The sequence below is a fragment of the Arthrobacter sp. SD1074B genome (assembly GCF_056780195.1).
Window position 1 is genome coordinate 2,540,485 of record NZ_JBRAZT010000001.1, and the last position, 19,669, is coordinate 2,560,153.

18 protein-coding genes are annotated in these 19,669 nt (G+C 70.7%); 8 read left to right on the forward strand and 10 right to left on the reverse strand.

Annotated features, from left to right (window positions below; translation table 11 throughout):
- The first annotated feature begins 74 nt into the window (after positions 1–74).
- From ACUYM2_RS11655 to hpaD, 6 genes are all read left to right on the forward strand, one after another.
- On the forward strand, positions 75–791 hold the full coding sequence (locus tag ACUYM2_RS11655) for an IclR family transcriptional regulator (RefSeq protein ID WP_481600200.1): 717 nt from the start codon (positions 75–77) through the stop codon (positions 789–791).
- A gap of 90 nt (positions 792–881) precedes the next feature.
- Positions 882–2,357, forward strand: coding sequence for a fumarylacetoacetate hydrolase family protein (locus ACUYM2_RS11660; protein WP_481600201.1), 1,476 nt, complete (start codon positions 882–884; stop codon positions 2,355–2,357).
- Entirely contained in the window at positions 2,354–3,046 is a 693-nt protein-coding gene (locus tag ACUYM2_RS11665) for a GntR family transcriptional regulator (RefSeq protein WP_481601479.1), read from the forward strand. The genes ACUYM2_RS11660 and ACUYM2_RS11665 overlap by 4 nt, the downstream gene beginning before the upstream one ends.
- 52 nt (positions 3,047–3,098) lie before the next feature.
- Complete coding sequence (gene dapA / locus ACUYM2_RS11670) at positions 3,099–4,043, forward strand: 4-hydroxy-tetrahydrodipicolinate synthase (RefSeq protein ID WP_481600202.1); 945 nt, start codon at positions 3,099–3,101, stop codon at positions 4,041–4,043.
- A 38-nt stretch (positions 4,044–4,081) separates the two neighbouring features.
- Entirely contained in the window at positions 4,082–5,587 is a 1,506-nt protein-coding gene (gene hpaE, locus ACUYM2_RS11675; protein WP_481600203.1) for a 5-carboxymethyl-2-hydroxymuconate semialdehyde dehydrogenase, read from the forward strand.
- A gap of 62 nt (positions 5,588–5,649) precedes the next feature.
- The gene (hpaD, locus tag ACUYM2_RS11680) at positions 5,650–6,723 is read left to right on the forward strand and encodes a 3,4-dihydroxyphenylacetate 2,3-dioxygenase (protein ID WP_481600204.1); all 1,074 of its coding nucleotides are present in this window, start codon (positions 5,650–5,652) and stop codon (positions 6,721–6,723) included.
- Between the two features lie 69 nt (positions 6,724–6,792).
- Here hpaD and ACUYM2_RS11685 read toward each other — a convergent pair whose 3' ends face one another.
- From ACUYM2_RS11685 to ACUYM2_RS11710, 6 genes are all read right to left on the reverse strand, one after another.
- Complete coding sequence (locus ACUYM2_RS11685; RefSeq protein WP_481600205.1) at positions 6,793–8,124, reverse strand: MFS transporter; 1,332 nt, start codon at positions 8,122–8,124, stop codon at positions 6,793–6,795.
- Positions 8,125–8,213: 89 nt separating this feature from the next.
- Positions 8,214–11,282 (reverse strand): AAA family ATPase, encoded by a 3,069-nt coding sequence (locus tag ACUYM2_RS11690; RefSeq protein ID WP_481600206.1) that lies wholly within the window; start codon positions 11,280–11,282, stop codon positions 8,214–8,216.
- Entirely contained in the window at positions 11,279–12,472 is a 1,194-nt protein-coding gene (locus ACUYM2_RS11695) for an exonuclease SbcCD subunit D (protein WP_481600207.1), read from the reverse strand. Before ACUYM2_RS11695 ends, ACUYM2_RS11690 begins: the two co-directional genes overlap by 4 nt.
- A 65-nt stretch (positions 12,473–12,537) precedes the next feature.
- On the reverse strand, positions 12,538–13,503 hold the full coding sequence (locus ACUYM2_RS11700; protein WP_481600208.1) for an aquaporin: 966 nt from the start codon (positions 13,501–13,503) through the stop codon (positions 12,538–12,540).
- Between the two features lie 89 nt (positions 13,504–13,592).
- Positions 13,593–13,931, reverse strand: a complete 339-nt coding sequence (locus tag ACUYM2_RS11705; protein ID WP_481600209.1) for a DUF202 domain-containing protein — start codon at positions 13,929–13,931, stop codon at positions 13,593–13,595.
- Positions 13,928–14,284, reverse strand: a complete 357-nt coding sequence (locus tag ACUYM2_RS11710) for a YidH family protein (protein ID WP_481600210.1) — start codon at positions 14,282–14,284, stop codon at positions 13,928–13,930. The genes ACUYM2_RS11705 and ACUYM2_RS11710 overlap by 4 nt, the downstream gene beginning before the upstream one ends.
- Before the next feature lie 195 nt (positions 14,285–14,479).
- Between ACUYM2_RS11710 and ACUYM2_RS11715 the strand changes: the two genes are divergently transcribed.
- Positions 14,480–15,634 (forward strand): ADP-ribosylglycohydrolase family protein, encoded by a 1,155-nt coding sequence (locus tag ACUYM2_RS11715; protein WP_481600211.1) that lies wholly within the window; start codon positions 14,480–14,482, stop codon positions 15,632–15,634.
- On the opposite strand, the gene ACUYM2_RS11720 is transcribed toward ACUYM2_RS11715, so the two are convergent.
- Both ACUYM2_RS11720 and ACUYM2_RS11725 read right to left on the reverse strand, forming a co-directional pair.
- Positions 15,621–16,169, reverse strand: a complete 549-nt coding sequence (locus ACUYM2_RS11720) for a DUF4395 domain-containing protein (protein ID WP_481600212.1) — start codon at positions 16,167–16,169, stop codon at positions 15,621–15,623. The genes ACUYM2_RS11715 and ACUYM2_RS11720 overlap by 14 nt on opposite strands.
- Before the next feature lie 116 nt (positions 16,170–16,285).
- Complete coding sequence (locus ACUYM2_RS11725; RefSeq protein ID WP_481600213.1) at positions 16,286–17,311, reverse strand: 3'-5' exonuclease; 1,026 nt, start codon at positions 17,309–17,311, stop codon at positions 16,286–16,288.
- A 68-nt stretch (positions 17,312–17,379) separates the two neighbouring features.
- Here ACUYM2_RS11725 and ACUYM2_RS11730 point away from each other — a divergent pair, with 68 nt between their 5' ends.
- Entirely contained in the window at positions 17,380–18,147 is a 768-nt protein-coding gene (locus tag ACUYM2_RS11730; RefSeq protein ID WP_481601480.1) for a VTT domain-containing protein, read from the forward strand.
- A 2-nt stretch (positions 18,148–18,149) separates the two neighbouring features.
- Here the strand turns inward: ACUYM2_RS11730 and rdgB are convergent, their stop codons facing one another.
- Positions 18,150–18,815, reverse strand: a complete 666-nt coding sequence (rdgB, locus tag ACUYM2_RS11735; RefSeq protein WP_481600214.1) for an RdgB/HAM1 family non-canonical purine NTP pyrophosphatase — start codon at positions 18,813–18,815, stop codon at positions 18,150–18,152.
- Positions 18,812–19,570, reverse strand: coding sequence for a ribonuclease PH (gene rph, locus ACUYM2_RS11740; RefSeq protein WP_481600215.1), 759 nt, complete (start codon positions 19,568–19,570; stop codon positions 18,812–18,814). The genes rdgB and rph overlap by 4 nt, the downstream gene beginning before the upstream one ends.
- Positions 19,571–19,669 lie beyond the last annotated feature (99 nt).

Below are 19,669 nucleotides of genomic sequence, written 5' to 3' on the forward strand. Positions count from 1 at the left end.
CCGGAGCACAAGATTCCTCCAGCCCGCGCCGGCTCGGCCCCGGCCCGGCGCCGCCCGCCCATAGGATGGATCCCATGACCCCGAATGCCGGCAGCACCCAGGCCCCGCCGTCCCAGACGCTGTCCCGGGGCATCCGGGCCCTGGAGATCCTCGCCGACGCACCGGAGCCGCTGACCATCGCCGAACTCGCCGACGCCATGGGCGTCCACCGCTCAGTTGCCTACCGCATCCTGCGCACCCTGGAAGACCACTCGCTGCTGGTGCGGGACGACGGCGGACGCGTCCAGCCCGGCCCCGGCTTGGCCGTCCTGGCCCGCGGAGTTTCCCGCAGCCTGCAGACTGCCGCCCTCCCGGAGCTCACCCAGCTGGCCAACGCCCTGACCATGAGCGCGTTCGTGGCCGTCTGGGACCGCGAGGACTGCGTGACGCTGGTAAGCGTCGACCCGCGGCATACCGGCGCAGCGGTGGTGCAGCATCCGGGGTCGCGGCACCCGGTCAGCGCCGGCGCGCCGGGCATCGCGATCCAGTCGGCGCTCTCTGAGCAGGAATGGCACCGCCTCGCCCCGGGCATCCCCTACCGGACCGAAGCCGCCGAGGCACGCGGGCGCGGCTATGCAGCCAGTCACGACGAGGTCATCCCTGGCGTCTCCTCGCTGGCCGTGCCGGTCCGGGTTCCCGGCGGCCGCCCCGCCGCCCTGGCGGTGGTGTACATCCGCGCCGAGCAGGATCCCGCCGAGGTGGCCGCTGCCCTGGCGGCAAGCGCCGCGCGCATCGAGGCGCAGCTGGGCTGAAGGCCCGGGACGCCGGCTGCCCCTTGACAACCCGCCCCGACTCCGGCAAGTTTGTATCGTATACGATTTCATACTCAATGAGGAGATGCGATGGAGCAGCTTTCGCAGGACGCCCTGGCCGCCGCCGGCAAAGTCATCGCGGTGCACATCAACTACCCCAGCCGCGCCGCCCAACGCGGCCGCACCCCCGAGCAGCCCTCCTACTTCCTGAAGCCCTCGTCCTCCCTGAGCCTATCCGGCGGCACCGTGGAGCGCCCCGCCGGCTGCGAACTGCTGGCCTTCGAGGGCGAGGTGGCGCTGGTGGTCGGCAGCCGGGCCCGCCGCGTCTCCCCCGAGGAGGCCTGGCGCCACGTGCGCTTTGTCACCGCCTCCAATGACCTCGGCGTCTACGACCTGCGCTACGCGGACAAGGGCTCCAACCTGCGCTCCAAGGGCGGCGACGGGTTCACCCCCGTGGGGCCGGGCCTCATCCCGGCCGCCGACGTGGACCCGGCAGCCCTCCGCCTCCGCACCTGGCTCAACGGAGAGCTTGTCCAGGAGGACACCACCGCCACCCTGCTCTTCCCCTTCGCCCGGCTCATCGCGGACCTCTCCCAGCTGATCACCCTGGAACCGGGCGACATCATCCTGACCGGGACGCCCGCCGGCGCCTCCGTGGCCCAGCCGGGCGACGTGATGGAAGTCGAGGTGGACGCCCCGGACGCCGGGCTCAGCACCGGCAAGTTGACCACGACGGCGGCGCAGGGCACCGTGCCGCTGGCCCCCTACGGTGCACAGCCGCGCAGCGACGACGCCCAGCGCGCCGAGGCCTACGGCACGCCGGCGGCAGCCGCCGAACCGGCAGCACCGAAGAGTGCGCTGACCCCGGAGCTGAAGGCCAAGCTCGAATCCGTCGCCACCGCCACGCTGAGCTCCCAGCTGCGCAAGCGCGGCCTGAACAACGTCAGCATCGACGGCCTGCACTCGACCCGCCCGGACCGCACCGTCGTCGGCGTCGCCCGGACCCTGCGCTATGTGCCCAACCGCGAGGATCTGTTCAAGAGCCACGGCGGCGGATTCAACGCCCAGAAACGCGCCATCGACTCGCTCCGGGAAGGCGAGATCCTCGTCATGGAGGCCCGCGGTGAAAAGGGCACCGGAACGGTCGGGGACATCCTGGCCCTGCGCGCCCAGGTGAACGGTGCCGTGGCCGTCATCACCGACGGCGGCGTCCGTGACGTCACCGCCGTCGGCGCCCTGGACATGCCCACGTTCTTCGCCAACGCGCACCCCGCGGTCCTGGGCCGGCGCCACATCCCGTGGGACGTGGACCTCACCATCTCCTGCGGCGGCGCCACGGTGCAGCCCGGGGACATCATCGTGGGCGACGCGGACGGGATCCTGGTGATCCCGCCGGCCGTTGCCGAGGAAGTCGCCGACGACGCCCTGGTCCAGGAGGCCGAGGAAACGTTCATCGCCGAGATGGTCGCCGCCGGGCACAGCGTGGACGGCCTATACCCGATGAACGCGCAATGGCAGGAAAAGTACCGGTCCTGGGCCGCGGACCGAGCCGGCTCACGGCCATGACCGGCGCTGCACCCGGTGCCATGGCCGGCGCCGCACCCGGCACCGCCAGCAAGTCGGAGCAGGCCTACGCAGCGATCAAGGCCAGCATCCTGAGCGGCGACTTCTCCCCCGGCTACCGGCTGGTGCTGGCCAAAATCGCCGACGACCTCGGCTTCAGCGTCGTCCCGGTCCGCGAAGCCATCCGCCGGCTCGAAGCGGAGAACTTCGTCGTGTTCGAGCGCAACGTCGGCGCCACCGTGGCCGGCATCGACCCCACCGAATACCTTTACACGATGCAGACCCTGGGGATCGTCGAAGGCGCCGCGACGGCATTGTCCGCACCGCTGATCTCCGCCGCGGACATCGCGCGCGCCCGTGCCGTGAACGAACTGATGCGCGAAAGCCTGGAGAACTTCGACCCGGTCCGTTTCACCACGCTGAACCGGGAGTTCCACAGCGTCCTGTTCGAGCACTGCCCGAATCCGCACATCCTCGACCTCGTCCACCGCGGCTGGAACCGGCTGCAGGCCCTGCGCTCCTCCACCTTCAGCTACGTGCCCGGCCGGGCACGGCAGTCGGTCGAGGAACACGAGGCACTGCTGGGGCTGCTGGAAGCGGCCGCCCCGGCGGACGACGTCGAACGCGCCGCCCGGGCGCACCGCACCGCCACCCTGGAGGCCTACCTCGCCCACCGGGCTCCAACCCCCTGACCCCGGCAGGCCGGCCGCGGGCAGGCTCTCCCCCGAACGATAAGGAAAAACAATGAAGTTCCGTTCCGATCCCCAGCAGCACCTCAAAGGCTCCCTCGCCGCGATGTTCACCCCCTTCACCGCCTCCGGCGAGGTGGACCACGACAGCCTGCGGAATATGGTCCAGTGGCAGATCGCCAGCGGGTCCTCCGGCATCACGATCGGCGGGTCCACCGGCGAGCCCAGCGCCCAGTCCGTCGAGGAACGCGCCGCCGCGATCCGTGCCACCGCGGAGGCCATCGGGGACCGCGTGCCCTTTATGGCCGGTACCGGCACGGCGAAACTGCCGGAGACGCTGGAACTGACCCAGGCCGCCGTCGACGCCGGCGCGGACGCTGCGATGATCATCACGCCGTACTACTCGCGGCCCACGCAGGAGGCGCTGTACCGCTGGTACGCCACCATCGCCACCGAGTTCCCGCAGATGCCGTTCGTGATCTATAACGTGCCGTCCCGCACCGCGGTGGACATGGCACCGGAAACCGTGGCGCGGCTGTTCCGCGATTTCGACAACATCGTCGGGATTAAGGAGACCACCAAGGACTTCGAGCACTTCTCCCGTGTGATGCACCTGGCCGGCAAGGACCTGCTGGTCTGGTCCGGCATCGAACTGCTCTGCCTGCCGCTGATGGCGATCGGCGGCGTCGGCTTCATCTCGGCGCTGGCAAACATCGCCCCGAAGGCCTCTGCGGACATGTACAAGGCCTGGGTCGAGGGCGACTTCGAGACCGCCCGGAAGATCCACTACGGCGTCCACCCCCTGGTGGACCTGTTGTTCGTCGAGACCAACCCGGCGCCGAGCAAATGGCTGATGGCCGAGGCAGGGCTGATCTCCTCCGACTACGTCCGCCCGCCGCTCATCACGCCCACCGACGCCGGGCTGAAGAAAATCACCGAGCTGATGGAGGCCGGCCGGGAGTACCTCACCCCGGTGGACGGCTTCCGGATCGCCAACTAGCACCCCACCACTTCACCGCCGAAGCAAAGGATTGACCCATGGCTGAGCACTACATCCCGGACGATTTGCCCACCCGCATCCAGCACTACATCGACGGCCAGTTCGTCGACTCCGTCAGCGGCAAGACCTTCGACGTTCTGGACCCCGTCTCCAACGAAACGTACGCCACCGCCGCGGCCGGACAGCAGGAAGACATCGACCTCGCCGTCGCCGCCGCCCGCCGCGCCTTCACCGAGGGCCCGTGGCCCAAGATGAAACCGCGTGAACGCGCCCGGGTCCTGAACCGGATCGCCGACGCTGTCGAGGCCCAGGAGACCCGGCTGGCGCAGCTGGAAACATTCGACACCGGCCTGCCGATCACCCAGGCCAAGGGCCAGGCGCTGCGGGCTGCGGAGAACTTCCGCTTCTTCGCCGACCTGATCGTGGCGCAGTTCGACGACGCCATGAAGGTCCCCGGCGCGCAGATCAACTACGTGAACCGCAAGCCCATCGGCGTCGCCGGCCTCATCACGCCGTGGAACACGCCGTTCATGCTGGAGTCCTGGAAGCTCGCCCCGGCGCTGGCCACCGGCAACTGCGTGGTGCTCAAGCCGGCCGAGTTCACGCCCCTGTCCGCCTCGCTCTGGGCCAAGATCTTCAAGGACGCCGGCCTGCCCGACGGCGTGTTCAACCTGGTCAACGGCCTCGGCGAGGAAGCCGGCGACGCCCTGGTCAAGCACCCGGACGTGCCCCTGATCTCCTTCACTGGTGAAACCACCACAGGCAAGACGATCTTCCGCAACGCCGCGGAGAACCTCAAGGGCCTCTCGATGGAACTGGGCGGCAAGAGCCCGGCCATCATCTTCGACGACGCCGACCTCGACGCCGCGATCGACTCGACCCTCTTCGGCGTCTTCTCGCTCAACGGCGAGCGCTGCACGGCCGGCTCCCGGATCCTGGTCCAGCGCGGCATCTACGAGGAGTTTTGCGAGAAGTACGCTGCCCGGGCGAAGAACATCGTGGTCGGTGACCCGCACGACCCGAAGACCGAGGTCGGCGCGCTGGTGCACCCGGAGCACTACGAGAAGGTCGCCAGCTACGTCGAGATCGGCAAGTCCGAGGGCCGGCTGCTGGCCGGCGGCGGACGGCCCGAGGGGCTGCCCACCGGCAACTACATCGCCCCGACGGTCTTCGCCGACGTTGCCCCGGACGCCCGGATCTTCCAGGAGGAGATCTTCGGGCCGGTGGTGGCGATCACGCCGTTTGAGGACGACGCCGAGGCGCTGGCCCTGGCGAACAACACCCGGTACGGCCTGGCCGGCTACGTCTGGACCAACAACCTGACCCGGGCGCACAACTTCTCGCAGAACCTCGAGGCAGGCATGGTCTGGCTCAACAGCCACAACGTCCGCGACCTGCGCACGCCGTTCGGCGGGGTCAAGGCCTCCGGCCTGGGCCACGAGGGCGGCTACCGCTCGATCGACTTCTACACCGACCAGCAGGCCATCCACATCACGCTGGGCAGCGTCCACACCCCGAAGTTCGGCGCCTCCCCCCAAAAATAAAGGCAGCACTGACGCCGCCGCCGCCCGCCACCGCACCCGCCAGCTCAAAGAGGAGTTACATCATGGCCAACGACATCACCACCCCCACCGTCCCGGCGCCGGACATCGTCCGCTGCGCTTACATGGACCTCGTGGTCACCGACCTGGAAAAATCCCGCGCGTTCTACGTGGACCTGCTGGGCCTGCACGTGACGTACGAGGACGAGGACGCGATCTACCTGCGTTCCTTCGAGGAGTTCATCCACCACAACCTGGTCCTGCGCAAGGGCCCGGTGGCGGCCGCCGCCGCATTCGCCTACCGCGTCCGCACCCCCGGCGACGTGGACAAGGCCGAGGCCTACTACGCCGAGATGGGCTGCCGCACGGAGCGCAGCAAGGACGGTTTCGCCCGCGGGATCGGCGACGCGGTCCGGGTGGAGGACCCGCTGGGCTTCCCCTACGAGTTCTTCTACGAGGTGGAGCATGTGGAGCGGCTCACCCAGCGCTACGACCTCTACAGCGCCGGCGAACTGGTCCGGCTGGACCACTTCAACCAGGTCACCCCCGACGTGCCGCGCGGCCGGAAGTACCTCGAGGACCTGGGTTTCCGGGTCTCCGAGGACATCAAGGACTCCGACGGCGTCACCTACGCGGCCTGGATGCACCGCAAGCAGACCGTCCACGACACCGCCCTCACCGGCGGCGACGGCCCGCGGATGCACCACATCGCCTTCTCCACGCACGAGAAGCACAACATCATCCAGATCTGCGACAAGATGGGCGCCCTGCGGATCTCGGACCGGATCGAGCGCGGTCCCGGCCGGCACGGCGTGTCCAACGCCTTCTACCTCTACATCCTGGATCCTGACGGGCACCGGGTGGAGATCTACACCCAGGACTATTACACCGGCGACCCGGACAACCCCACGGTGACCTGGGACGTGCACGACAACCAGCGCCGCGACTGGTGGGGCAACCCCGTGGTCCCGAGCTGGTATACCGAGGCCTCCCTGGTCCTGGACCTCGACGGCAAGCCGCAGCCGCTCGTGATCCGCACCGACAGCAGCGAGATGGCCGTCACGGTCGGCGCCGACGGTTTCGCCTACACCCGTGAACCAGGCGAGGAGCGCGGCTTCAAGCTCGGCTCCCAGCTCTAAATCAACCAACTGACTCGCAGTCGTGTCGTTTCAGCCCGCAAGACGACAACGACTGCGAGTCAGTTACGGTTAGCCGGCCGCCCGGTTGCGGCGCTGGAGGACGACGGCGGCTGCCGCGCCGAGGAGGAACAGCGCCGCCGCGGCGCAGACCGGAACCAGGAACGCGGCCGAATAGCCGGAGTTCTGTGCCAGCTGGCCGGCGATGGACGAGCCCAGCGCTGTGCCGGCGACAATGCCGCTGGCCAGCGCCGTCATCACCGTGCCAAGTTTCCCCTCCGGGGCCACGACGCCGCCGATCGCGAATACGGTGACCATCAGCGGACCCACCGGCAGACCCAGGACCAGCAGCACCAGGATCATCGGCAGTGCCGTCGAGGGCAGCAGCAGCAGGGCCGCGAGCCCGGTCATCAGCGCCGCGCAGGCCAGCCAGCGGGCGTTGACGCTGAAACGCCGCGGCCAGTACGCCACGGAGAGCGCCGCGGCAGCTGAGCTCAGGCCCATCACCGCGTAGAGCAGTCCGGCCAGCTCGGAGGTGGCGAAGCTCGCCGAGAAGGAACTGAGGGAGGTCTGGGTTGAGCCGAAGAAGGTGCCCATGCAGACCATGGCCAGGACCGGCAGGCCGACGGCGGCGACGCCGGCCGCCCGCTGCCCGGCCGTCAGGGCTTTCCGTTGCCGGCGGGCGGCCTCCGAGGCCGCCCGGCTCCGTGCCGGGGTGCGGGGCACCGCACGGTGCGTGGGGTGCACGGCGAAAGCCGGAACCAGGGTGAGGGTGAGCGCGGCGGCGAGTGCGAGCGGCAGCCACGGGCTGACCAGGCTGGCCAGGATCCCCACCAGCGCCGGGCCCAGCACGAAGGTCAGCTCGTCGGCGGTGCTCTCATAGGACAGCGCGGTGTCCAGGTCCTCCGGGTGCCCGTTGGCACCGCGGGAGCTCAGTGCCATCCAGCGGACCCGTGCCAGCGGTCCGACCTGGGGGCAACTGCCGCCGGCAACGAACGCCGCGGCGAGCACCGGCACGGCAGCGGCCAGTTCCGGCCCGCCCGGGACCAGGTATGCGGTGAGGACCAGGGCGGTCACAGCCAGCGTGTTGAAGGCTGCAGAAAACAGCAGGACCGGGCGCTGGCCCAGCTGGTCGGCGAGGGCGCCCAGCACCGGGGCCCCGAGTGCCGAGCCGATGCCGACGGCACCGGCCGCGGCGCCGCCCACGGCATAGGAGTCGGTGACTGCGGTGACGAGGGTGAGGGCACCGACGGTCAGCATGGCCAGCGGGAGACGGGCGAAAAGCCCCAGCGGGATGAAACTCCGGCCGGCCAACAGGGGCAGCCGGGCGAAGCGGCCGCTACCGCGGGGTGCCGCGGACACCGCGGCGGAAGGGGACGTCGTGGAAGACGGTGAAGGATTCATGTTTCCGGGTTCGTTCGATCGTGCGCATCGTCCCCCCTCCCGATGCGCGCGACCCGGTAACCCTGCGATTATACCCGAGCCGGCGGGCCTCAGGCCTGGGCGTCGTCGGAGATGTGCAGGCTGGAACCGTTGCGGCCCTTGACCACCTGCAGCTGCGTGGTGATCCGTTGTTTCATTTCCGCCACATGGCTCACCAGGCCCACCACCCGGCCGCCGTCGCGGAGCCCCTCGAGCGCGTCCATGACCTGTTCAAGGGATTGTTCGTCGAGGCTGCCGAAGCCCTCGTCCACGAAGAGGGTCTCGATGTCCACCCCGCCGGATTCCATCTGCACCACGTCCGCGAGGCCCAGCGCCAAGGCCAACGACGCCATAAAGGACTCCCCGCCGGAGAGTGTGGCGGTGTCGCGGCGCTGGCCGGTCCACTGGTCCACCACTTCGAGGCCCAGCCCGGATTTCTGCCCACGGGCTGCCCGCGCGTCGGTGTGCTGCAGGGTATACCGGCCGTCACTCATGCCGATCAGCCGCTCGGAGGCCGCTGCCGCCACCTGTTCCAGCCGGGCGGCCAGCACGTAGCTGTTCAGGCTCATGCGGTAGTTGTTGTCTCCGCCGCCCCGCGCCGCCTCGGCCACGGCGCTCCACAGCGCCGCCCGTTCCCGGGGTTCGCGGCCGGCGGCGGCCTGGTCCGCATACTCGGCCGTGATCCGTGCCAGGGTCCGCACCGACTTTGCGGCGAGTCCGGAGGCCAAGGCTGCTTCCCGGGCCGACCGTTCCGCCGCTTCGGTGGCTTCCCGCAGCTGGGCGAGCACGGCGTCGTCCACGGGTCCGTCTGTTGCAAGCTCCCGGGCGGCCTGGGCGAGTTCCTCGCCGGCAAAGAGCTCCTCCAGCCGTGCGGTCTCGTCCTGGCCGGCACGGACAGCCGCCTCCAGCCCGGCTGCGTCCGGGGCCGGGAGCAGCACCGAGCGGGCCGCGGCGGCCGACTCGAAGCCGGCTGCCGGCAGGGCCCGCTCCAGCTGGATGCGGGACTCCGCGGCCCGTTCCCGGGCCTGTTCGAGGCTGCCCGCGGCCGCGTCGGCCCGCTCCAGCAGGGCCGTGGTTCCGCGGATTGCGGCGAGCCGGACGTCGAGCGTTGCGTGGCCGGAGCGCAGGCCCGCCAGGGCGGCCTCCAGGTCCCCGGCCTGTCCGCGGACCTCGCTGGTGGTGGACTCGGTCTGCACGATCCCCGACGCGGCCTCCGTCCGGGCTTGCTCGGCAGCCGAGATTTCCTCCTCCAGCGCGGACCGCCGGGCCCGGTTGGCTGCCAGTTCCGCGGCGGCCCGGGTGGCCTCGTCCACCCGTTCCTTCGCCAGGGCGGCGTCGCTGCGGGCAGCGTCGGGCGCGGTGTCCCCGCCCTGCGCGGCCAGCACGGCCAGGTCCTGCCGGGCCTCGCCCAGCTCGCGTTCCAGCGCCGATAGCGCGGCTTCGGCCGTTTCCGCGGCCTGCTGGGCGGCCTGTTCGGCTTCGGCGATGGCCAGCGCGGAGGCCGCGGCCGGCGCCGGCGCGGGATGCTCGGCGCTGCCGCAGACCGGACACGGTTCGTCCGGGAGCAGCTGGGCTGCCAGTTCCGCGGCGGCGTTGGCGAGCCGCGCCTCCCGGAGGTCCAGCCAGTACTGCCGGCGGTCCTGGTGTGTATCGCGGGCCACACGGTGGCGCTCCGTGATCCGTGCGCAGTTTTCCGCGGCCGAGGTGTACCGGCCCACGATGGCTACCAGCTCGTCCGCGGCGGCGCACTCCTTGGTGCGCAGCTGCACTTCGGCGGCAAGTTCCTCCAGCGGGGCCAGCGCCGCCTGGAGCGCGGCGGACTCGGCCCGCAGCGTGTCCAGAACCGCGGCGCCGGACCGGTGTGCGGTGCGGAGTCCGGCCAGGGTGTTCTGCAGTTCGGCGCTGCGCGCGACGAGCACAGCCAGCCGCTCCTCGTCCGGCAGCCGCTCTTCCAGGACCGCCCAGAGGGAGCGCAGCCGGCCGAGCTCGGTCCGCAGCACACTGCCGTCGGGGAGCAGACCGCCAGCCGGTCCGCCGGAATCCGGCAGCGCGGCGGCCAGCACCGCCAGTTCCGGGTCGGTACGCGCCGCGGTCCGCAATTCCGCGGCTGCGGTGCCGGCGGCCCTGGCGGCGCGTTCTTCCGCGGCCTGGGCACTGTCAACCGCCTGCAGCTGGCCGCCGAGCACCTCGGCTTTCCGGTGCTGCTCCAGCCGTCCGGCCTTGTCCTGCAGCTGCGGGACGGCTGCCTCGGCCGCTGCCCGGCGCTTTTCGGCTGCCGCGAGTTTTGCCTGCCGCGCGGCGCGCGCCGCCATGTCCTCCAGCCGGGCGGCCAGCGCGGCGCCGGCGCTGTCCGCTTCGGCGGCCGCCGCCTGGCGTTCGCCGGCGACCGTCGCCGCACCGGTCTCCAGCCACGCCAGCAGCGCCTCCGCGTCCTCCCGGTCCGGCGCCTCAGCAGCGTCCAGGCAGAGGCCTGCGATTTCCGCTTCGGACTGGGCCAGCAGCAGCGCGAGTTTGTTGTTGAGGCTTTCCACAGCGCTGCGGGCCGCGGACGCGCGGCGTCCCAGTTCCTGTTCCACCGCTTCGAAGCGCTGCGTGCCGAAGAGGCTTTGGAGCAGCACCAGCCGCTCGGAGGCCTTTGAGCGCAGGAAAGCCGCGAAGTCGCCCTGGGGCAGCATCACGACGCGGGTGAACTGCTCCCGGTCCATGCCCAGCAGGGCGGTGATCTCGGCGCCCGCTTCGTCGTTGCGGCCGGATTTTTCCAGCCAGGCACCGTCCACCCGCTCGCGCAGCAGGGTGTTGGCCTTTTGCTCGGTGAAGCCGTTTTTGCCCCGGGCGCTGGGTTTGTTCCACGCGGGTGTCCGGGACACTTCGAAATGCCGGCCCTGCGCGGAGAACTCGCACGTGACCCGTGGTTCCGCCGCGGGATCGGCATGGTCGCTGCGCAGCCGCTTGCCCTCCTGCCGGGCCCCGGGCACCGAGCCGTAGAGGGCGAAGCAGATGGCGTCCAGGACGCTGGTCTTACCGGCGCCGGTAGCACCGTTGAGCAGGAACAGCCCGTGCGCGCTGAGCCGGTCGAAGTCGATCTTTTCGGTGCCGGCGAAGGGGCCGAACGCGGAGATTTCCAGGCGGTGGATCCTCACCGGGACACCCCTTCCAGTCGGACGGCTTCGAGGGCTTCGGCCAGGACGCCGGATTCGGCCTCGTCGGCACGGCGGCCGCGGACATGCTCGAGGAACCCGCAGCAAATTGAGAGGTCGTCACCGGCCTGGGCCAGCCTGCTGCTGTAGCTGGTCCTCGCGGAAGCCTCGGCACCTTCGGGATCGAAACCCAGGACCAGGGTGTCGGGAAAGCGGGCGCGCAGCCGTTCCATGGCCTGGTTCGGGCGTTGCGCGTCGGTCAGCGTGACCTGGCAGTAGGCGCCCTGGGCCCAGGCGTGCTCCTCGTCGGCGAGCAGGTCCTCCAGTTTGCCGCGCAACACGGCGAGGCGGCGCGGGGCGTCCCATTGGACTTCGGTGACGGCCGTGATGCCGCTGGCATCGACGTCGATCAGCCAGCCGCCCTTCTGGTGCTTCGCTTCGGAGAACGAGTAGGCCAGCGGTGAGCCGGAATAGCGGACGGCGGGCGAGAGCGACTGCCGTCCGTGCAGGTGGCCCAGCGCTGTGTAGCTGAAGCCGTCGAAGAGATCCAGCGGCACGGCGCCCACCCCGCCGATGCTCAGGTCCCGTTCGCTCTCCGAGCTGATCCCGCCGCTGGCGAAGGTGTGGGCCAGCACCACCGAATGGACGGTACGGTCCCTGGACCGGGCGGCAAGGTCCGCGCGGACCAGCGCGGTGGCGGCGCGCGTCACCTCAAAGTGGCTGGCGGTCTCGACGCCCAGCCGGGCGGCGACCAGCCGCGGCTCCAGCCAGGGGATGCCGTAGATCGCCAGCACCGGACCAGTGGGGCCGGCGTCATTGGAATCGGCGTCGTCAGTGAGCGGCAGCAGCAGCGGTGTGTCCAGCTCTCCGAGCCGGGTGCGCAGGTGGACTCCCCCGCGTTCCAGCAGCCGGGAGGCAAAGCCGAGCCGGATGGCCGAGTCGTGGTTGCCGCTGGTCAGGACCACCTTGGCCCCGGCGGCGCTCAGCCGCACCAGGGCGTCGTCGAGCAGCCCAACGACGTCGACGCCGGGCAGCGCACGGTCGTACACATCGCCCGCGATGAGGACGACGTCGACCGACTCTTCGCGGACGACGCCGACCAGCTGGTCGATGAAGGCCCGCTGGGCGTCGAGCATCCCGACGCCGTGGAACGACCGGCCCAAATGCCAGTCCGAGGTGTGCAATAACCGCATGCCACTACGCTATCGGCTGCCACTGACACTCTTGCGCACCGGCCCCCGCGCCGGGGTGACGCGGGTTACGGCGTGCGCTTGTCGAAGAAGTCGCGAGCTTCATCAGCCGGCTCGGCAGAGCCGCCCGGCGCCACCGGCGCCACCGGCGCGGTCGGCGCGCCGTCCGCGTCGTGGACGGCGTCGGCGTCACGGTCGGCGTCGGCGTCACGGTCGGCACCGTCGTCGGATCCGCTTTCCGGTTCCGGGTGACCGGATGCCGGCAGCGCCCGTCCCGGCGTGTGGGCAAAGCCACGGAACACCAGTCCGGCAACAGCGGCACCGACCAGCGGGGCCACCCAGAAAAGCCACAGCTGGCCCAGGGCAGCCGGGCTGCTGAACAGCGCAGCGGCCGTGGCACGCGCCGGGTTGAACGGGGTGTTCCCGATGCTCTGGCCCAGTTGCAGCAGCGCCGCCCAGCTCAGCCCCACGGCGAACGGCGCCGCGGCCCTGGCCGGATTGCGGGCAGCCGCGGTGCCGAGGTAGACCGCCACCAGCAGGGCGGCGCCGAGCGCCTCGACCAGCAGGACCCCGGCCATCGGGGCCTGGATGACTGAGCGCGCGTCGAAACCGGCAGCGACCGTGTCGAACGCCGTGCGGATTCCGTTGAGCTTGGGAACGGTGCGCAACACGCCGAACAGTGCCAGCGCCCCGAGCAGGGCGCCCGCCAGTTGCGCGCCAAGGTACGCGACGGCGTCAAGCGGCCTGATCCGGCCGGCGATCGCGCTGCCTACCGTCACGGCGGGGTTGAAGTGGCCACCGGAGAGGTACCCGAAGGCCAGCATGGCCGCGGTGAGGGCCAGCCCGGCGGCCAGCGACGCGGACATCGGGCTGTACTGCGGAACGGCGAAGAGCGGCACACCCAGGCCCACGACCACCACGAACAAGGAGCCGAGGGCTTCGGCGGAGAGCCGCGCAGCCAGGCGCGGCCCGTCGTCGGGTACGGTGGCCGGCCGGGCGCCGCTCGGTCCGGAGGCTGGCACTGTCGTGGTCATGGTCGGGGGAATCCTTTGGCTGGGGGCAGGGTCTGCTTGGAGTCTGCCAGCGGAGTCTGGACGTTCGCTGGACCCCAGCCGGCCGGCCGTTAGGGACCGAGGGCGATCGCAGCCACCGTGCTGGCGGCAAGCGCAAGGACCGCGGCGGTCGCGCTGAACATCAACCCCGCCGGCGCAGCGCCGGTTGACGTGCGCAGCTGCCGGGAGCGCAGCCGCACGCAGGTGAACAGGACCGCGGTGGAGCCGAGCGCCGCGGCGGCGCACAGGCCGAGGTAGTCAAAGCTGCCCGGGCCGCCGGTCCCTGGTCCGGACAGTGCCCAGGTGCGCCAGATGAACAGATCGGCGACGACGAGGGCCAGCAGGGTCCGGCCCCAGGACAACGTGGTGCGCTCCGGCTGCAGCCCGGGGTCCCGCGTCGGCGCTGTCACCGGGCGATGAAAATCAGGATGGCAATGGTGAGCGCGGCGATGGCGACGCCGACGGTCATGACCAGCATCAGCCCGGAGTAGGGCAGTTCCCGCTTGTTGCGCATCGCGGCTTCCATCCGGCCCCAGCGATGGTACGCGAGCGCTGCCAGTCCGGCGCCAAGGAGCGCCAGCACGACGCAGATGGCGATGCGCACGGGACCCGGCGCGATGTTGGGCGCCAGCTGGTCGATGGCCAGGGCACCCGCGATCAGGGCCAGCGAGGTCCTCACCCAGGCCAGGAAGGTCCGCTCATTGGCCAGCGTAAACCTGTAGTCGGGCGTGCTGCCTGTCTTCCGCCACGCTGGTTCGCGCATCGCTCTCCCTGCTCGTGTCCGCTGTTGGTATCCGGTGATGGTGTCGCGGCGCCGGGACCAAGACGGTGCCAACAGCACCCTACCGGGCTGCGGCAGGCACCCGTGACGAATCCGGGGCCGGGCACCCGTGGCGGGACGGGGCAGGCCCCGTCCCCCGGTCCCTTGCCGGGTCCCGGACCGGGTAAATTTGACGGTATGAGCACCGAGTCCGGCAGCACCGCGGCGGCAGCCCCTGCGCCGTCCCACAAGTCCCGCATCCACGGCTGCCTGTTAGGCGGGGCGCTGGGCGATTCGCTCGGTTACGCCGTGGAATTCGCGAAGATCGATGCGATCCGCGCCACGTACGGACCCGCCGGCCTGCGGGACTTCACCGAACTCGACGGCGGCAGCCACTTCTCCGACGACACCCAAATGACCCTGTACACCGTGGACGGCCTGCTCGAGGCGCTCGAGTGGGCCAACTCGGGCGTGGCGGCGGACACGAATGCCTGCCTCTGGCTTGCCTACCTGCGCTGGCTCGGCAGCCAGGGCGTCACGCTGCCGGACTCCGCGCCCTTCCAGCCGCCGCGCTGGATCGACAGCCACGATGTGCTCCGGCACCGCCGTGCACCGGGCAACGCCTGCCTCAGCGGCCTGGCCACCGGGGAAATGGGAACCGTGTACCGGCCGGTCAACCCGGAGTCCAAGGGCTGCGGCACGGTGATGCGGTCTGCCCCATTCGGGCTGATCCCGTACGTCGCGGCGGACGCGGTGTACAAGATGAGTGCGGATGCGGCGTCCCTGACGCACGGGCACCCTTCGGCCCGGCAGAGCGCGGGCGTGTTCAGCCTGCTGATCCATGCACTGGTCAGCGGCAAGGACCTGCACGAGGCGACCGGCGTCGCGCTCTCGCAGCTGCAGCAAGGCCGGCTGCCGAAGGGTGAGGATCCCGATCCCGCCCTGGTGGACCGTTTGACGGCCGCTCTGCGCCTGGCCGCCGCGGCAGTCCCGGGTCCCGGGGGCGCGGCCGCAGGCACCGGACGCCTGCTCGGCGCCGAGGAACTGGTACGGGAACTCGGCGAAGGCTGGGTGGCCGAGGAGGCTCTCGCCGTCGGGCTCTACGCCGTCCTGGCCACGGCCCCGGGTCCGACGGCGGCCGGCGCCGGGGGCCCGGCGCAGCACTTCCGGGCCGCGATCGCGGTGGCGGTCAACCACAGCGGAGACAGTGACTCCACCGCCTCGATCGCCGGCAACATCCTTGGGGCGCACTACGGCGAGGAGTGCCTGCCGGCGGACTGGCTGGCGGCGCTTGAGGCCCCGGAGCTGATCCGCGGCATGGCCGAACGGCTGGCGGAGGTTACGGGCGCCTGAGCGAAATGTTGTTGCAGGCTTCGCAGACATCCTCGGGGATGAGGCCGCGGCGCTGCAGCAGCCCAAAGACCGCGCAGCCGAGGCAAAAGCCGGCGAAAGCCTCCAGCGAGGCGGCAACGATGAGGATTGCGAGCAGGATCCAGGCGGCGGGCGCCAGGCCCGTGGCGAAGAGCACGGCCGCCGCCGTGGACAGCGCCGCGCCGATGCCCTGCGCAAAGCGCTTCGGCGGCCCGGGAACCAGCCGCTTCTTCCCCAGCAGCGGCGTCAGGACCTTGACCGAGAGCACGCCGAAGGGCGATATCCGCGGCCCGAACAGCACCCGCAGCCAGAAGCCGGCGGCGATGACCGCCAGCCCCCAGCCGAAGCCGGTCAGGACGGTCGCGAGCGAGAGCAGGACCACCAGCGCGGCGGTGATCCGCGCGGAGTACTCGTTCACCGGATTGGGGAAGGCGAACACCTTGCCCCAGTCGATTCCGCCCCGCGGGTCAGCGGGTGCCTGCGGCGGGCGGGCGGGTGCAGAGATCAGTTTGCTCATCGTCCAAGGCTAGGAGCGGCCCAAGCCCGGACGAAATGATTGTTGCGCAGTATGACCTCGGGCGGACCGCCTGCCGGCCCGCCCCGACGCAGCCGGAACGGGCTGCCCCTAACAAGTCAGCCGGCCCGGGCCACCTCGGCGGCAACGTGGCCGCCCACCATCTGCAGGAACTCCCCCTCGGAGAGGACCTCGATCCGCTGGCCGCGTTCGTGCAGTTCCAGGACCCGGCGCGCCTTGCCGGTCAGCCGGCCCGAACGCAGGTCGGCCGCGACAAACCCGTCGCCTACCACCAGGACCGTGGTGCGCGCCGTAACGCGGCTCTCAGGTCGGGCTCCCAGCTCGGCGGAGCGCAGCTTCGCCTCGGGCCGCGGAATCGCCAGCTCGCCGGTGAACACCACGGTCTGTCCGAACAGGGGGTGGTCCGGTTCGGCCCCGGCGTTGGGCACTGGATTGGCGCCTTCTTCCGGCCAGCCGGGCCGGAAGGGGCGGGCCGCGGGGGCCGAGCCCTGCCCGTTGGCCAGCGCCTCGAGGGCGGACCGGGTGGCCTTGGAGAGCGGATCGCGGCGCGGGTCGAAGGCTGGCTGGCGGGACACGGCCAGCCCCAGCGAGAGGTAGAGTTCGGCGATGCTGGCCGCGCCGTTGCGGGCGGCGATGTCAATCAGGATGCCGGCGCAGGCCCGCGCATCCTCGGCGGCGTCGTGGTGGTTGAGCAGCGGGACGCCGGCCTCCTCGGCGGCGTACGGCAGCGAGTTGGACACCAGGGAGTAGCAACGCCGGGACAGCATGACCGTGCAGACGTAGTCGTAGGCCGGGCCGGGCAGGCCGGAAACCTCCAGGCCGGAACGGATGACGCCGAGGTCGAAGGCAGCGTTGTGGGCGGCCAGCACGTCACCGCCAATGAACGCGCCGATCTCGGGAAACAGGTCACCGAAGCGCGGCAGGCCGGCCACCTGCTCGGGCCGGATGCCGTGGATGCGGACGTTGTGGTGGTCAAAAACGTCGTGGTTCGCCGGCGGGCGCATCAGCCAGGAGGCCTCCTCGACGACGACGCCGCCGCGCACCTTGCTCAGGCCGACGGCGCACGGCGAGCCGCGGAAGCCGTTCGCGGTCTCAAAGTCGATCGCCGTAAAGTCCAAACCCACGCTCCAAACTTTACCGCCGGATCCGGCACACCCCCGTCAAGTACCCTAGATAGGTGAACCCTTACACCCTGCACGACTTCGCCGTGACCACCTTCGGAGGCGCCGGGCCGGTCCAGCCGCACCTGGCCTCGTTCCTGCCCGACTGGCTCAACCCCCAGGTCTTTTTGGCCGACCCTGCTCTCGCGCCGTGGGTCGTCGTGCTGGTGTGCGGCATCATCTTCGCCGAGACCGGGCTGCTGATCGGCTTCTTCCTGCCTGGCGATTCGATGCTGTTCACGGCCGGGCTGCTGGTGGCGACGGACACGATCAAGTTCAACATCTGGGCGTTCGCCGCGCTGATCGTCGTTGCCGCGATCATCGGCAACCAGGCCGGCTACCTGATCGGGTCCAAAGCCGGCCCGGCCATCTTCAACAAGCCCGACTCCAAGCTGTTCAAGCGCGAGAACGTGGAGAGCGCGCACGCGTTCTTCGAAAAGCACGGCGGCAAGGCGCTGATCCTGGCCCGCTTCGTCCCCATCATCCGGACCTTCGTCCCGGTGATCGTCGGCGTGGCCCAGATGAGCAAGCGCAAGTTCGTCCTTTTCAACGTGATCGGCGCCGTGCTCTGGGGCGGCGGCGTCACCTTGCTGGGCTACCTGCTGGGCGACAAGGTGCCGTGGGTCCGCGACAACCTGGACATTATCTTCATCGCGATCGTGCTCCTCTCGGTCATCCCGATCGGCATCGAAGTGATCCGCGGCTTCGTCGCCAAGCGCCAGGCCGAGAAGTACGGCACCGGCCTGGTCGAGGAGTTCATCGAAGAGCACGAGCCCGAGGAAGAGCGCAAGACGCCGTAGCCCTACTGCCCGGCCAGGGCCTCCACGATTGCCGGCAACAGCGCGCGGAATGCGTGCCCGCGGTGGCTGATGGCGTTCTTTTCCTCCGGGCTGAGTTCGGCGCAGCTGCGGTCCAGCCCGCTCGGCTGGAGCACCGGGTCATAGCCGAACCCGCCCGCCCCGCGCGGCTCCCGCAAAAGGGTGCCTTCCAGCTGGCCGTATTCCACCACCTCGCGGGCTTCCCCGCCGGCCGGCGCCGGGACCGCGAGGGCGGCGGCGCAGACAAACGCGGCGCCGCGGTATTCGTCCGGCACGTCGGAGAGCTGGTCCAGCAGCAGCTGCAGGTTCGCGGCGTCGTCGCCGTGCCGGCCGGACCAGCGGGCGGAAAAGATGCCGGGCGCGCCGCCCAGGACGTCCACGGCCAGGCCGGAGTCGTCGGCAATAGCGATCAGCCCGGTGGCCGCCGCCACTGCCCGCGCCTTCAGCAGCGAGTTCTCGGCAAAGGTCACGCCTGTTTCGGCGACGTCGGGCGCGCCGACGGCGCCGGCGTCCACCACCTGCGTGTCGACGTCGAGGCCGGGCAGCTGCCCGCGCAGCAGCTCGCGCAGCTCCCGGAGCTTGCCCTGGTTGTGCGTCGCCAGGACCAGGACCGGCCGGTCCGTCCTGCTGCCGGCGGGAAGGCCGCTCACGGGGCCTCCGCCAGGGTGTCGCGCTGGATGGCGGCAAGCTGCTCCGTGCCCAGCAGGGCCAGGTCCAGCAGCTTGTTGAGTTCGTCGCGGTCGAACGGGGCGCCCTCGGCCGTACCCTGCACCTCGACGAACTTGCCTGAGCCCGTCACCACGACGTTCATGTCAGTCTCGGCCCGGACGTCCTCCACGTACGGCAGGTCCAGCATCGGCACGCCGTCGATGATGCCCACCGAAACGGCGGCGATGGTGTCCACCAAGGGCTGGGCGTTGCGGGCAATCAGCTTGTTCTCCCGCGCGTAGCGGATCGCCTCGGCCAGCGCCACGTAGGCGCCGGTGATCGCGGCGGTGCGGGTGCCGCCGTCGGCCTGCAGGACATCGCAGTCCAGCACGATGGTGTTTTCGCCCAGGGCCTTGGTGTCGATGATGGAGCGCAGTGAACGGCCGATCAGCCGGGAAATCTCGTGCGTGCGGCCGCCGATTTTGCCCTTGACGGACTCACGCGCCGAGCGCGTGTTGGTGGCCCGCGGCAGCATCGCGTATTCGGCGGTGACCCAACCGCGGCCCTCGCCCTTGAGCCAGCGCGGCACGCCTTCGGTGAGCGAGGCCGTGCAGAGCACCCGGGTGTTGCCGAACTCGATCAGGGCCGAGCCTTCGGCCTGCTTGGACCAGCCGCGGGTGATGCTGATCGGTCGGAGCTGGTCGGGGGTGCGGCCATCGGCGCGGATGACGGGGGCGGTAAGGGCGTCGGAAGTCATGCCTTCCAGCATATCGACCCGGCGCCACGCTTCGCCCCCCACGCCCCCCTCCCGCAGATCACCTGAGGGAGGATCGGGGGATTTCCTGCCAAAGGTGAG